Source organism: Actinoplanes sp. NPDC051346 (assembly GCF_040682215.1).
Classification (GTDB): domain Bacteria; phylum Actinomycetota; class Actinomycetes; order Mycobacteriales; family Micromonosporaceae; genus Actinoplanes.
Genome location: NZ_JBFBAJ010000011.1, coordinates 1 through 14,023 on the forward strand (window position 1 = coordinate 1; position 14,023 = coordinate 14,023).

11 protein-coding genes are annotated in these 14,023 nt (G+C 72.1%); 6 read left to right on the forward strand and 5 right to left on the reverse strand.

All coding sequences use genetic code 11. The features are described 5' to 3' along the window. The coding region (locus AB0M36_RS25490; RefSeq protein ID WP_364161660.1) for a sigma-70 family RNA polymerase sigma factor at positions 1-330 on the forward strand (330 nt) is incomplete at its 5' end. A 212-nt stretch (positions 331-542) separates the two neighbouring features. Here the strand turns inward: AB0M36_RS25490 and AB0M36_RS25495 are convergent. Further along, positions 543-2,321 (reverse strand): sulfatase-like hydrolase/transferase, encoded by a 1,779-nt coding sequence (locus AB0M36_RS25495; RefSeq protein ID WP_364161663.1) that lies wholly within the window; start codon positions 2,319-2,321, stop codon positions 543-545. Positions 2,322-2,544: 223 nt separating this feature from the next. Between AB0M36_RS25495 and AB0M36_RS25500 the strand changes: the two genes are divergently transcribed. Beyond that, positions 2,545-3,204 (forward strand): DedA family protein, encoded by a 660-nt coding sequence (locus tag AB0M36_RS25500; RefSeq protein WP_364161665.1) that lies wholly within the window; start codon positions 2,545-2,547, stop codon positions 3,202-3,204. A 51-nt stretch (positions 3,205-3,255) separates the two neighbouring features. Then, positions 3,256-3,636, forward strand: coding sequence for a hypothetical protein (locus tag AB0M36_RS25505; protein WP_364161668.1), 381 nt, complete (start codon positions 3,256-3,258; stop codon positions 3,634-3,636). On the opposite strand, the gene AB0M36_RS25510 is transcribed toward AB0M36_RS25505, so the two are convergent. Further along, on the reverse strand, positions 3,629-4,777 hold the full coding sequence (locus tag AB0M36_RS25510) for an acyltransferase (RefSeq protein WP_364161671.1): 1,149 nt from the start codon (positions 4,775-4,777) through the stop codon (positions 3,629-3,631). The genes AB0M36_RS25505 and AB0M36_RS25510 overlap by 8 nt on opposite strands. A gap of 107 nt (positions 4,778-4,884) precedes the next feature. On the opposite strand from AB0M36_RS25510, the gene AB0M36_RS25515 reads away from it, so the two are divergent. The 3 genes from AB0M36_RS25515 (at position 4,885) to AB0M36_RS25525 (ending at position 7,566) form a co-directional block, all read left to right on the forward strand. Beyond that, the gene (locus AB0M36_RS25515) at positions 4,885-5,724 is read left to right on the forward strand and encodes an SDR family NAD(P)-dependent oxidoreductase (RefSeq protein ID WP_364161674.1); all 840 of its coding nucleotides are present in this window, start codon (positions 4,885-4,887) and stop codon (positions 5,722-5,724) included. A 67-nt stretch (positions 5,725-5,791) separates the two neighbouring features. After that, positions 5,792-6,751 carry an ATP-binding cassette domain-containing protein gene (locus AB0M36_RS25520; RefSeq protein ID WP_364161677.1) on the forward strand — a complete coding sequence of 320 codons (960 nt, stop codon included), beginning with the start codon at positions 5,792-5,794 and terminating at the stop codon, positions 6,749-6,751. After that, on the forward strand, positions 6,748-7,566 hold the full coding sequence (locus tag AB0M36_RS25525; RefSeq protein WP_364161680.1) for an ABC transporter permease: 819 nt from the start codon (positions 6,748-6,750) through the stop codon (positions 7,564-7,566). Before AB0M36_RS25520 ends, AB0M36_RS25525 begins: the two co-directional genes overlap by 4 nt. Here AB0M36_RS25525 and AB0M36_RS25530 read toward each other — a convergent pair. From AB0M36_RS25530 to AB0M36_RS25540, 3 genes are read right to left on the reverse strand one after another with little or no spacing between them, the layout of a single operon-like run. Beyond that, a complete protein-coding gene (locus AB0M36_RS25530) occupies positions 7,526-10,699 on the reverse strand; it encodes a BTAD domain-containing putative transcriptional regulator (RefSeq protein ID WP_364161683.1) in 3,174 nt (1,057 codons plus the stop codon). The genes AB0M36_RS25525 and AB0M36_RS25530 overlap by 41 nt on opposite strands. Positions 10,700-10,747: 48 nt before the next feature. Then, positions 10,748-11,890 carry a hypothetical protein gene (locus AB0M36_RS25535; protein ID WP_364161685.1) on the reverse strand — a complete coding sequence of 381 codons (1,143 nt, stop codon included), beginning with the start codon at positions 11,888-11,890 and terminating at the stop codon, positions 10,748-10,750. A 7-nt stretch (positions 11,891-11,897) separates the two neighbouring features. Continuing rightward, on the reverse strand, positions 11,898-13,967 hold the full coding sequence (locus AB0M36_RS25540; protein ID WP_364161688.1) for an alkaline phosphatase family protein: 2,070 nt from the start codon (positions 13,965-13,967) through the stop codon (positions 11,898-11,900). Positions 13,968-14,023 lie beyond the last annotated feature (56 nt).

The following is a 14,023-nucleotide window of genomic DNA, read 5'->3' on the forward strand; positions in this document are numbered from 1 at the left end:
GAAGACGTCCTCGAAGGCCTCGAAGGCGCCCGCGCCTACAACGCCACCAGCCTCTCCACCCCGATCAGCGCCGACGGCAACACCGAACTCGGCGACACCCTCGGCGGCGAAGACCACGAATTCGAGGTCGCCGAAACCCGCGTCGCCCTCGGCCCCGCCCTGGCCACCCTCGACCCCCGCGAACAGAAAATCCTCACCCTGCGCTTCTACGGCAACCTCACCCAGTCCCAGATCGCCGACCAGATCGGCATCTCCCAGATGCACGTCAGCCGCCTGCTCACCAAGGCCCTGACCAAGCTCCGCACCCACCTGGCGGCGGACACCATCTGAGTCGCACACCTGTCGCACATCTCGAGAACGCCGGCCCGGTTCGGGCCGGCGTTCTTGCTTTGCCACCCCCGGAGGACGCGCCGTCACACTGGAGGCTCGCTCGGCGGCGACTTGCGAAGAAGTCCATGACCGCCACCGAGAAGCCCGGGAAGAGTCGATGAAGCGCTGAGCCGCGCCCTCAGTGCCCCGGCGCGCTCAGTGCCCCGGCGCGCTCAGTGCCCGGGGGCGCGAAGGGCGCTGCCGGTGACGCCGGGCGCCGTGCCGTACGCGGTCAGGAACTTGTCCCGGAACTGGTCCATCCGCCAGACCGGGGCCGTCGGCGCGGGCTTGATCCCGTCAGTCCAGTTCCAGCCGGTCACCCGGTCCAGCACGGCCTTGTCCTTGGCCACGATGGTGATCGGCACGTCGCGGCTCGCGCCGTCGCCGACGACGATCGGCGCTGGCTGGTGGTCGCCGAGGACGACCATGACGGTGTTGTCGTCGCCGAACTTCTCCAGGTAGGAGATGACCGTCGTCAGTGTGTACTGGATCGACCGGCTGTACTCCCGCTTGACCTTGGCCGGGTCCTTCCAGACCGTTCCGGAGCGCTTCGCGTCCTTCTTGATCTGGGCGTAGACAGCGCCGTCGCCGACGTCGTCCCAGTCGATGAAGCTCGGGATCGGCGCCCAGGGGGTGTGGCTGGACACCAACGGCATCTCGACGAACATCGGCGCGTGGGCCGGACGGTGCACATTCTTCTGGAACCAGGAGAGCGTGTACTGGTCCGGCTGCGGCGACCAGGCGAATTTCGGGCCCGCGTACCCGGTGTTGCGGGAGTCGTAGACCCGGTTGTAGCCGTAGAAGCCGCCCTCGGGGAAGGCCCGTTTCGCGCCCGGCATCACGCTGATCGTGTCGAAGCCGGCCCGCTTGGAGAGGCTGGTCAGCGTCAGCCGGTCGCTGGCTGTCAGGTTGCGGTACCGCTGCTGGTTGTTGATCCAGAGGCCGGACAGCAGGGTCGAGTGGGCCAGCCAGCTGCCGCCGCCCGCCGTCGGGGAGGTGAGCCAGCCGCTCTTGGCGACGTAGCCCGCCTTGGCCAGGTCGGCCGCGCCCTCGTCCAGCACCTTCACCGTTCCGGGCGCCAGCGCCGGATCTTCGAGCGCCGACCGACCGTAGCTCTCCACGAAGGTGACGAAGACGTCCTTGCCCCGCAGGCCGGTGAGCAGTTGGTCCGGCGGCGTCGCCGCGAAGGCGTCGATCTTCACCTCGCGGGCGAAGTTCTCCTCGTCCTGCAGGCCCGCCTGCACCGCGCGGGCGCGGTCCCAGGCGTACATGACGCTGCTGCGCGCCGCCACCGGGATCGTCTCGAAGATCTGCACGCCCAGAACGAGGCAGACGACCCACACGGAGATGCCGGCGAGCGTGGTCCGCGCGGCCGTCGTGCGGTGCTGCCCGGCCACCTTGGCGATCCGTAGGGCGGCGAGGGTCATGAGGGTGAGGACGACCAGGACGAAGACGACGATCCCGGCCACGGCACCGATTGCCCCGGCCTGCCCGGAGGTGTCCTGGACGAACGAGTACGCGTCGTCGAGCAGCTCCCAGTCGAGCACCGGGTCGAACGGGCGGGCCAGCACCTTGTTGAAGCCCATGTCGAGGGCCTTCTCGAGGGTCAGCACGCCCAGGCCGACCCCGAACACCACGGCGACGATCCGCTTCCACCGGCCGGGCACCAGGAGCACCAGGCCGATGGCGAGGAAACCCTCGATCGGCAGCCGGAAGTACGTTCCCGGTCGCTCGAACCGGCTGATCACGTTCGGCAGGATCAGAGCCGCGAAGATCAGGACGAGTGCGCCGGTGGTCAGCGCCCATCCGCACACGCGGCGCAGGCGGCCAGGCGGCGGCGACGTCTCCTCCGTCTCGTTGCGCGGCGTCTCTGCGCCTTGGTCCTGCGTCGTCGGCGCGGCAGCGCGCCGACGGAAGCGGGAGACCAGCGCATCGCGCAGTGAAACAGACAAAACGAAGTCCTCCTCCTCCGACGTCCCGAGAGGAGGAACGGATCTCGGGCGGCGGTAGTTCAACGGCGCGCTCCGGAGCCCGAAATCCACACGTTATCCACAGGGGTTTTCGGCCGTTTTCGCCGGGCAGCGGGGCACGGCCGGGTTTGCGGGTGTGCCGGCTGGATACGGTGTGAGGCCGGGGACGCCACCCCGCCACCGACGACGGGAGCCTTCCGAGCCCATGCCGCCGACCGCAGACCTGCCCGAACTCCTGCAAGGGGTGGCTCCGATCCTCGACCGCTGGGGCTACCTCGCCCTGGCCGGCATCATCGGGGTGGAGAGCTTCGGCGTGCCCGCGCCGGGACAGACGCTGATGATCGCCGCAGCGATCTACTCGAACTGGGGCAAGCTCGACATCTTCGCGGTCGCGGCCGTCTGCTTCGTGGCGGCGGTGCTCGGCGACAACATCGGCTACTGGATCGGCGTCCGCGGCGGGCGCAAGGCCGTGCACCGCTTCGGCAAGTACATCTTCATCACCCCGCACCGCCTGGAGAAGGCGGAACGCTTCTTCGCCCGCCGAGGCAACCGCATCGTCGTCGTGGCCCGCTTCATCGACGGCCTACGCCAGCTCAACGGCGTGATCGCCGGCATCACGGGCATGCCCTGGAAGCAGTTCCTGCTCTACAACGCGATCGGCGCGGCCCTCTGGGTGGGCTGGTGGACGACGGTGGCTTACCTGCTGGGCAACCAACTGGTGGCGCTCGTCGAGCAGGCCGACCGCTACAAGTGGTGGGCGATCGCCGCGATCGTCGCGGCGGTCGGCACCTACGTGTACGTCCGCGTCCGCCGTCGCCGGGCGAGCCTCGCCGCCGAGGCGGTCGAGGAGGAGACGAAGGCGTGACCTTCACCCGTCCGGGTACCGCTGAGGTGAGACCGGATGGGAGTGATAGCTGTGACAGCAACAGCCAAGCCACTGGACCGCCGCCGGGACCGCGCGACCGCCGCCGGCGCCGCCGCCGACCGGGCCCGGGCGGTTGTCGCCGACATCGACAACCAGCTCAAGACGATCGCCGACCTGACCTCGCGGCAACGCGAGTCACTGCGGCGCGCCACCGATGAGGCGGCGAAGGCGAAGCGCTCGCTGAAGGCGGCCGGGCAGCGCCGTGCCGAGCTGGTCAAGGACCGCAAGAAGGCGGTCGCCCGGGCGGACAAGGCTCGGACCAAGGCGCGGGCGGCCGAGGCCAAGTACGACAAGGAAGTGTTGGCGGATCTCGTCCGCCGCGAAAAGGAACGGGACCGCGCACAGTCCGCCTCGCCGACCCGCCCTACCTGAGCCGCGGCAGTTCCTGGGTCGGCTGTTCCTCCGCGCTCGTGGTTCGCGGCGGGTGACGCCGCCGGGCGGGCAGGTCGAAGAGCCACCCGCCACCGACGGCCTCGAAACAGGTGCGCAGGCTCAGGCAGACGGTGGTCAGCAGCGCGGTGAGCAACAGCGGCAGCACGACAGCGAGAACGAGCTGGGTCGCGGTGCCCGCCTCGGAGAATGGCGCGAGCAGGGCCGCGTGCATGAGGGCTAGCAGCGGCATGTGCATCACGTAGATTCCCAGGGTGTTGCGGCCCAGCTTGGCGAGCAGATCACTCACCGGGCGCTGACGCTCGAGTTGTGCGGCGGCGGCGATCCCGACGAGCACGGCGAGGGCGCTGACCACCGGCCAGACGCCGAACCACTGCTTGGCGCCGAGCCGGCCCACCGCGAGCATGACGACGACGTAGCCGGCGCCCGCGCCGAGCAGGAGGCGCGGGTTGGCTTCCCGCGCCCAACGCTCCAGCCACGGCCGGAGCCGCAGGCCGGCGAGGAAGAAGAACAGATTCTGGTAGAGCTGGCCGCGGTTGCCCGGCGCGGCGAGCAGCCCGGCCGAGGCGACCGCCGAGAGCAGCAGCGCCGGTGCGAGCACCGCGGCAGTCGGCAGTTCGCGGGTGAGCTTGGCGACGATGAAATAGAGCGCGAGCGCCACCAGATACCAGAGGTTGGTCGGCGTGATGGTGAGCTGCTCGACGACGTCCAGGGCGCTGTGCGCGGCGAGGGTGTCGAAGCGGGGCACCAGCGCGAGCACGGCGGTGTGCACGGTGAACCAGAGGGCGTACAGGTAATAGAACTTGGCGATCCGGCCGCGCGCGACGACCTTCCAGGGGCGCAGCACCGCCGAGGCGGCGAAGAGTCCGGAGATCGTGAAGAAGACGGGCATCCGCATCGGCAGAAGCTGGTCGCCGAGGAATCCCCACAGGCCCGGGATGGGCGCGGGCAGGTGCCAGTCGATCCGCAGGTAGTGCTTCATGATGACGTGCCACATCACCACGAGCAGGATGCAGGCGCCCTTCGCGACGTCCGCCCAGCCGGCCCGCCCGGGTTCGGTCGCGACTCGCGGGAGCACCTGGGTCGGCGCGTCGCCCCACCGGTCGTACTCATGAACTCGCAATGGCCCCTCCCCCGATGGCTTCCTCGGGCCTATCGTGATCAGCGATCTGTCTCGTCGCTGTCAATCGATAGCTGTGCCGGCGGCCGTACGGCGGTGATAATCGTGGGATGACCACGATGGAGCGGTTCGCGTTCGCCGGGCGTACGTGTGTGATCACCGGGGCGGCGAGCGGCATCGGCGCCGCGCTCACGCTCGACCTGGCCAGGCGGCGCGCCGTGCTCGCGCTGGTGGACAAGGACGCCGACGGGCTGGCGCGGATAGCCGAGCTGGCCCGCACGACCGGCGCCAAGGACGTCAGCACCTACGTCGTCGATCTCGGCGACGGCGGCGACCGCGAAGACCTGGCGGCCGAGGTGAACGCCCGCCACGGCGGCACCGACCTGCTCATCAACAACGCCGGGGTGGCCCTGAGCGGCACCTTCGAGCAGGTCGCCATCAAGGACTTCGACTGGCTCATGGAGATCAACCTGAACGCGGTCGTCCGCATGACCAAGGCGTTCCTGCCGCAGCTGCTGAGCCGGCCCGGCTCCCACGTGGTCACCATCTCCAGCCTCTTCGGCCTGATGGCGCCGCCGTCCCAGGTGGCGTACGCGACCAGCAAGTTCGGCGTCCGAGGCTTCTCCGAGGCGCTGCGCCACGAGCTGACCGGCCGGGTGGGCGTGACGGTCGTACACCCGGGCGGCGTACGCACCAACATCGCCGCCAACGCGCGGATCAGCGGGCCGGACCTCGACAGCGAGCAGGCGGAAAAGATCCGCGCGTTCACCGAGAAGGCGCTGACCCTGCCGCCGGAGGAGGCGGCTCGACAGATCCTCGCGGCGGTGCGGGCCCGCAAGCCCCGACTGGTGATCACCGGCATCGCCAAGCTGGCGGACCTGCTGGTGCGGATCGCCCCGGCCCGCTACTGGAACCTCATCGAACGGCAGGTCCGCAAGCAGGGCATGTAGACGCCCGTCGGAGCCGTGTCGGCGCCATGTCGGTGCCGTGTCGGCGGGCGGCGGCAGGCTTTCCGCCATGACCGCAGATCTTGTGATCGAGGCCGAGGGCCTCGTCAAACACTTCGGTGCGACCAAGGCGTTGCAGGGTGTCGACCTCGCCGTGCCCCGCGGCACGGTGCTCGGGGTGCTCGGCCCCAACGGCGCGGGGAAGACCACCGCCGTCCGGATTCTCTCCACCCTGCTGGTTCCGGACGCGGGCAGCGCGCGGATCGGCGGCTTCGACGTCGTCCGCGACGCCGAGCGGGTCCGCCAGGCGATCGGCCTCACCGGCCAGTACGCGTCCGTCGACGAGGACCTCACCGGCCGGCAGAACCTCGAACTCTTCGGCACCCTGCTCGACCTGGGACGGGCCGCCGCGCGGCGCCGCGCCGGCGAGCTGCTCGAATGGTTCGACCTGACCGGGGCGGCGGACCGGATGGCCAAGACGTACTCCGGAGGCATGCGCCGGCGCCTCGACCTGGCCGCGAGCCTGGTCGGCTCCCCCGACGTCATCTTCCTGGACGAGCCCACGACCGGGCTCGACCCGGCCAAGCGCGAGGACATGTGGGACGTGGTGCGCACCCTGGTCGCCGGCGGTGCGACGGTGCTGCTCACCACCCAGTACCTGGAGGAGGCCGATGCGCTCGCCGACGAGATCACCGTGATCGACCATGGCCGGGTCATCGCCCACGACACCCCGGACGGGCTCAAGCGGGTGGTCGGCGGTCAGACCCTGGAGGTACGCCCGGCGCACCCGACCGACCTGCCGCGGACCGCGGCGATCCTCTCCGAGGTCTCGTCGGGTGCGGTGGCCGACGAGATCCGCAAGGGCGTGCTGGCCGTGCCGGTCGTCGACGATGCCGCGATGACGGAGGCGGTCGCACGCCTCGCGGGCGCCGGCGTCCCCGTCACCGAACTGTCCCTGCACCTGCCGAGCCTGGACGAGGTCTTCTTCACCCTCACCGGCACGGCCCACCGCGAGGAGGTCGCGGCATGACCACTCTGCTGGAGAGACCCCGTACACCGATCACCTCGGTGACGCCGCGGCCGCGACCGTTCCGGCTGGTGCGTCACTCACTCGCACTCGCGAAGCGCAGCCTGATCAAGACATGGCGCACGCCCGAGGCTCTCATCGACGTGACCCTGCAGCCGGTGCTGTTCCTGGTCATCTTCGTCTACATCTTCGGCGGCGCGGTCGCCGGCTCGACCCACGACTACCTGCAGTTCCTGCTGCCCGGCATCCTGGCGCAGACGATCGCCACCGGCTGCATCGCGATCGGCGTCAACCTCAACACCGACCTTGCGAAGGGCATCTTCGACCGGTTCCGGTCGCTGCCCGTGCCCCGCTCGGCGCCGCTGGTCGGCGCGGTGCTCGGCGACATCGTCCGCTATCTGATCGTCACGCTGGTGACCGTGGCGATCGGCTACCTCATGGGCTTCCGGATCACCACCGATCCGCTCAGCGCGATCGCCGGGTGCCTGCTGGCCGTGCTGTTCGCGCTCTGTCTGAGCTGGCTGCCCGTCTTCGTGGCGATGAAGGTGCGGACGCCGGGCGCCGTGCAGGGCCTCATGTTCGCGCTCATCATGCCGCTGAGCTTCGCCTCGAACGTCTTCGTCGACGCCACGACGCTGCCGGGGTGGATGCAGGCGTTCGTGGAGGTGAACCCGCTGACCCACCTCGTCGGGGCGGTCCGGGGGCTGTTCCTCGGCACGCCGCTCGACGGTCATGTGTGGTGGACGCTCGCGTGGTGTGCCGGGTTCGTCGTGTGCTTCATGCCGCTGGCGCTCCGGGCGTACCGGAAGAAGGTGTAAGCAGCCGGTCCATCAGGTCCTGGATCTGGGCAAGGGTTGTCGCGACGGGCTCGTCGCGATGCGCGGCGAGCAGGGTCTGGCGGTGGTCCTCGGTGCCGAGGGCCGCCGTCAGCCGTCCGTCGGTGCCCGGGGGAAGCACCATGCTCATCGAGGCCCCGGCCCGCATCGCGCGGGCCCACAGCTCGCGGGCCTGGCCCTCGTCGCCGCGGTGGGCGGCCAGGACCGCACCGCCCAGAGCCCACACCCCCACGACCGGAGCGTCGGAGGTGGCCGACGCCTCGTCGCGAACCATGGTCAACAGGTGGACGGCCTGGGCGTCCGGGGACGGCCCGGCCGGGATCATCAGGTGCAGCACCGCCGCGGCCACCCGGTAGACCACCCTCTGCTGGGGCACGGACGTGGTGATTCGGTCGCATGCCCGGATCACCGCGTCGGCGCACGCGCGCACCTCGACAAAGTCGTCTCGCTCCCACGCGACGTGGGCCAGCCCGAGGTTCGCCTGCGCCACGTCGCCCGGGTCGGCCTGCTCCGAGGCCGCCGTCTTCCGCAGCCGCTCCTCGGCCTCGGCGTCGCCCTCGAGCGCCATGCGGGCGTCGAGCAGGACCCTGATCGATCGGGCGTCCTGGACGGCACCGACCAGGTCCATGTGCCGCACGCTGCGGGCCAGCCACTCCACCGCGGTGTCCCGCCCGGCGCCGAAGGAATGACCCATGGCCTGGGCGGTCATGGCCATACCCCAGTGATCGCCCACCGCCTCGAAGAGGTGGTACGCCGCCTCGGCGTCCACCACCGACTCCCCGGGCATGCCGCCGTTCTCGCGCAGCACCGCCCGGCCGAAGAGACCCAGCGCCCGCACGTAGGGATCCGGATCGGCGATGAGCAGTTCGGCACCGCGCAGGGTCTCCTCCGGTTCGAAACGGTCGAACCCCGGCAGCGCCTCCGCCAACGCCGCGTGTCGCGGCGAGACCTCGGCGGGCCGCTCCCGGGCAAGGACACGCAGCGCCCGACCGGCGAGCGCGGTCAACCGGATCGGGCCGGTGATCGAGCCGTTGACCCGGGCGAGCAGGCACAGCCGGGCGAGCCGGTCCGCGTCCGGCAGCGGCTGGCCGCTCGCCCGGCCCCGAAGGACGGCCGAGGTCCGCCTCGCCACGGGATCGTCGGCGCGCAGCAGCATCCGGCTCCACGCGGACACTTCCACGTGCATGCCGCGGACGGTCCAGAGCTGGAACAGGACACCGGCCACATCCACCGCGGCCGGCTCGTCGCCGTGCGCGATGCTCCAGCGCAGCGCCGCGAGGAAGTTCTCCTGCTCGCGGGCCGACTCGGCGAGGGATTCGAGCTGGCGAGGTCCGATGTGGTCGGCGGCGAGCACCGTCGCCCGGCGCCGGGCCCAGGCGACCAGACCGGTCATCGCGGCGGTGCGGTCACCGAGGCGGGCCTCGCCGTATTCGCGGACCGTCTCCAACATCCGGTAGCGCGGCGGGCCGCCGTCACCGTCGTCGAGGATCAGCACCGACTGCTCGACCAGGGTGGCGAGACCGCGGCGGACGTCCGGCGTGCCAGCGACGGCCGCCGCCGCCTCGGCCGCGAACGACGCCGGGATCACGGCCAGCCGCTGCAACAGTTCGCGCTCGGCCGGCGCGAGCAGTTCCCGGCTCCAGTCGACCATCGCCCACAGGCTGGCATGCCGCTCGGGCAGGCCACGCAGCGCGTCGTCCAGCAGCGCGAAGCGGTCGGAGAGGCCGGCCAGCACGTCGTCGATCGGCATGTGGCGCAGCCGGGCCGCGGCGAGTTCGAGGGCGAGCGGCAGGTTGTCCAGCCGGTGGCAGAGATCGAGCGCCCCCCGCGCGTCCCAGGCCAGCCCGGCGCCGCCGGCGCGAGCGCGGGTTTCGAGCAGGTCGAGCGCCTCCGCGTCGGGCAGCGCCGGAAGCCGGTGCACCAGCTCGCCCGCGAGCCCGAGGGGCGCCCGACTGGTCGCCAGCACCGCAAGCTCCGGCGAGGCGGCGGCGAGCAGGTCGGCGACAACGTCGGCCGCGGCGTCGAGGAGGTGCTCGCAGTTGTCGAGCACCACCAGGCCGTCCAACTCGGAAGCGGCCGCCCGCAGCCGCTCCTCGGGGGTGAGCACCCGGCGTTCCACGGACAGGGCCGACGCGGGTGCGGCGGTGTCGGCGCCGCCCAGCGCGGCGAGGACCGCCGGCAGCACCTCCTCCGGGGTGCGCAGGCCGGCGAGCTCGATGACGCGTACGGCACCCGGTGCCCGGCGGGCCACCTCGGCGGCGAGCCGCGTCTTTCCGGCACCCCCGGTCGCCACGACGGTCACCAACGGCACCTCGGTGAGCCGCCCGAGGACGGCCGAAACGTCACGATCCCGGCCGACGAGGGCGGTTCCCGGGCGGCGCCAGGAGGCCGGCATGGTGATCCGCGCGGGGCGGCGGGGCGCGCGGTGCGGCTTCAGCTCGCCGCGCAGCAGCGCCAGCTGCACATCGGCGATGACCGGGGACGGGTCGGTGCCGTAGCGGTCGGCGAGCTCGGCACGCAGCCGCTCCACGACCTCCAACGCCTCGGCGTCGCGGCCCTGCGCGGCCAGCACCCGCACCAGCAGCGCCGCGGCCGGCTCGTCGGGCGGGGTGCGCGCGACCAGCAACCGCAGATCGGCCTCGTAGGCGCCGGACCCGCAGCCGGCGAGCGCCGCCTCGGCACCCGCCGCGGCGACGGCGCCGAACAGGCGGGCGACCTCGGCGTCGCCCAGGTCGGGCACCGCGGGAAACAGGCCGCGGGCGGCGTCCGCCTCGCGGCGGGCAAGCTCGGGGTCACCGTCGCGCAGCGCGGCCCGGGCCCGGTCGGCGAGGGCCCGCGCGGCCACAGCGTCCGTCTCCACCTGTTCCGCGGGCACCCGGTAGCCGCCTTGAACGGCCATGACCGGCAGCCCCAGCCGGCGTGCGCGGGAGATCAACGCCTGCACCGCACCCGAGGCGTCCTCCGGCGGGTCGCCCTGCCAGACCGCGTCGGCCAGCGCGGCGGTCGAGACCGGACGGCCGCGCGCCCCGGCAAGCTCACGGATCACCGCGGCGAGGCGTTCGCCCCTTACCGGCTGCCCGTCGACGGCCAGCGGGCCCAGCGTGGTGATCCGCATCCGCCCATTGTGCGGGCCCCGGGCGCGGCCTCCCCCGGCAGGCCCGCCCTACCCGAAGGAGGCGTACCGCTTGCGGTTCTGGCCGCCGATGGTGGTGAAGTCGCCACCCGCGCCGATCGCGCCGCGGTTGCGGTCGACCACGAGGGTCCGTACGCCGATGACGCCGTTGGCCTGCGGAGCCCAGCCGGTCAGCGCGCCGCGGCTGTTGATCGCCGCGAGCTTGACCCGGGAGACGGAGCCGTCGGTGCAGGCACCCTGCGCGCCGTTGTTGAGGGTCGTGCAGGCCCGGTCGAAGTGGCCGCCGACATAGATCGTGCCGCCCAGCGAGGCGACCGCCGTGGCGTCGCCGTCGAATACGCGCTGCCACCGCACCGCGCCGCCGGTGCTGTACGCGAGCACCCGTCCGCCCTGGCCGCCGGTCGCCGCGTACACCCCGGACGAGTCGGTGGTGATGGAGTTGACCTGGGCGTTGGAAGAGGGCCGGAAGCCGAGGTCGACCGCGCCGCCGGCGGGCGTGACGGCCGCGATGCGCAGCGTACGGCTGACGCCGCTGACCTGGTGGAACGATCCGCCGAGATAGACCCGGCTGGACGTGACCGCGAGGGCGTGCACGGCGTCGTCGGGGCGGGGCCGCCAGCCGCCGTCGAGGGAGCCGCTGGACAGGGAGAACGCGGCGGCGTTACGGCGGGTGCTGCCGTCGACGGCGGTGAAGCTGCCGCCAGCGTAGAGGCGGCCGTTGCCGGCGGCGAGGGCGTACGGGGTGCCGGTCACCCGGTGTGAGAAGGCGCCCACCCCGCCGGACACGGCGTCGATGCGGGCGAGGTTGTCGCGCGACCGGCCGGAGACGCTGGTGAAGCTGCCGCCCGCGTACACCGAGGAACCGACGACGGCCAGTGCCCGCACGGTGCCGTTGGCCGAGGGGGTCCAGTTCAGCAGGGCGCCGGAGCTCGCGTCGAACGCCGCGAGTCGGGCTCGCGCGTAGTTGCGGCCACCCCACGCGACGCCGGTGAACGACCCGCCGACATAGACGGTGCCGCCGCGGTAGGCGATGGCGTACACGGAGCCGTTGAACAGCGGCGCCTTGTCGGGGCTGGCACTGACCGCGAGCGCGGGCGCGATGCCGGAGGCGACGACGACGGCGGTCGCGGTGATCGTCAGCAGGACTCGACGCGCGAAATGGATGAAACGCACATTTCAATCAACCATCCCGGCTGTGGGAAAGTCGCGCCGCCGCGCCGTCCCGATCCTCAGGGAGCGAGACGAGTGCGTCTTCCAGGCTTGGCTCGGCGCTGCGCAATTTCAGCATCTCCAGCCATTCCGCCAGCTGCCGGTGCACCGCGTCGGGTCCGGCGAGGTCGCCCTGGACCTGCCATTCGGCGGGGTGGACCAGCATGGCCTCGGTCTGCCACCCGCCGAGACCACCGTGCGAGCCCACCAGTTCCTCGAACGCCGACACCTCGCTGTTCACCGGGTCGACGGCGCTGATCACGACGAGGTCGCCGACGTGTGCCGTCCGCTGGTGGCGCAGCAGGTCGGCACGGGTGTGCGGGCCGTACGGCAGCAGCGGGTCCTGCCCCTCGACCGTGCCGTCCACCAGCCGGTGCGAGCCGGCCGGGCCGTACGCGACCGGCCCGTCGTCCTCGCGCACCACCACCAGCCCCACGCCCGGATGTCCGGCCAGGCCCCTGACGAGCTGGGGATAGATCGCGTCGATGCGAGCCCGGTCGAGGCGTCCGGCGTGCCGGGTCAGATAGATCAGGGCGAGGTTGCCCGAGGAGACGACCAGCACCGGCGCGACCGGCGGGTGCGGAAATTCCGGCTCCTTGGTCGCCTCCTCCTCGGCCGGAACGCTCGGCGCGTCGGCCGGGTCGGGGGCGGAGAACCGGGAGACCACCGCCTCGAGGGTCTCGCCGTACCGCTGCCGGAAGGTCGCGCCCTGGCTCTGCCCGTGGTCGGAGAGCACGACGATCCGGTATGCCCGCGCCGCCTCCTGTCCGAGCTGTTCCAGCACGCCGAGCATCTGGTCCAGGCTCTCCAGCTGCCGCATCGACTCGGACCGGGCCGGGCCGGCGTGGTGGGCCACCTCGTCGTAATCGACCAGGTCGCAGTAGACGACCGGGGCGCCCCGGGCCATCTGCTCGGCGATCAGCGAGACGTTGACGTCGCGCAGCAGGATCGAGGCCGGCCGCAGCGCCAGGAAGGCGCCGGAGCGGCTGACGCGCGGCTCGAGATTGCGCCGGCGCTGCAAGCGGGCCTGGTGCAGCTCGGCGAAGACCTCGCCGACGCCGAGCACGAGGGCGCGGGTGAAGCCGAACGGGCTGGCCATGAACGCCGCCCAGCCCCGGGCGGAGCGCCCCGGGAGCGCCGCGTGGCTCACCGTGAGCAGGTTGATGGCGGCGTCGCCGGAGAAGGCGTTGCCGATGCTGACCCCGCCCTCGTGCAGCAGGCCGCGACCGTCGGAGAGGCGCTGCTCGATCACGGCCGCGTCCCGGGGACGGTTGGAGACCATCACCCGACCGGTGTCCTTCTCGAACCAGCGGAAGGCGGGAATGTGCTGCGAGGCGCCGTGCAGGATGCCCGCCTGCGCCGCCGGAGTGGTCGACGGCAGGCCGGTGTGCCAGCCCCGCATCGTGTGGGTGCCCGAGCGCAGCCAGCGGCCGATGCTCGGCAGGTTGCCGGCGCGGACGGCCCAGCGCAGCACCGGTTCGCTGACCCCGTCGAGCTGGACGACGAGCAGGCCGGGCTCGGTGCCGGGCCGGGGACGGCGCAGGTCGAGCAGCCGGCCGCCGTCCTGCCGGGCCTGGCGCCGCCGGATGCCACGCATGAGCCGTTTCGCCTCGGTGAGGAAGGTGTCCTCGGTGCCGCTGTCCATCATCCAGTCGAAGATCGCGGCGCAGATGACGGCGAGCAGCGCGGCGACGCCGACGGTGGGCCAGCCGCTGAGCCGCTTCGACGGGTCGAGCTCCAGGGCCACCGCCATCACGATGACCTGGGCGAGCACGCCGAGCAGCATCGCGCCCCAGCCGCCCAGGGCGGTGACGCCGGCCAGCAGGAGCGGGCGCAGCACCGCGCCGACCACCGCGACGAGCACCACGAGGCCCATCGTGTCGAGGACGTCCGTGGCTCGGACCCCGGGCATCAGCCACAGGGTGACGGTGAGCACCGTGAAGGTGGTGGCGCCGTTGCGCAGAACCGCCCGCAGCCGATCGAGGACGCGCCGCCAGGTGAGGAGCGCGCGCAGCCCCGTTCTCCCTCGTTGTACGGCCACGAGCAAACGATCGCACAGACGGTCGCTCACCCGCCCGGCGGAACCACGCTGTCGCC

Coding starts and splice junctions, on each gene's coding strand:
- AB0M36_RS25525 (WP_364161680.1), top strand. CDS start 6,748: ATGACCACTCTGCTGGAGAGACCCCGTACACCGATCACCTCGGTGACG.
- AB0M36_RS25520 (WP_364161677.1), top strand. CDS start 5,792: ATGACCGCAGATCTTGTGATCGAGGCCGAGGGCCTCGTCAAACACTTC.
- AB0M36_RS25500 (WP_364161665.1), top strand. CDS start 2,545: ATGCCGCCGACCGCAGACCTGCCCGAACTCCTGCAAGGGGTGGCTCCG.
- AB0M36_RS25530 (WP_364161683.1), bottom strand. CDS start 10,699: ATGCGGATCACCACGCTGGGCCCGCTGGCCGTCGACGGGCAGCCGGTA.
- AB0M36_RS25515 (WP_364161674.1), top strand. CDS start 4,885: ATGACCACGATGGAGCGGTTCGCGTTCGCCGGGCGTACGTGTGTGATC.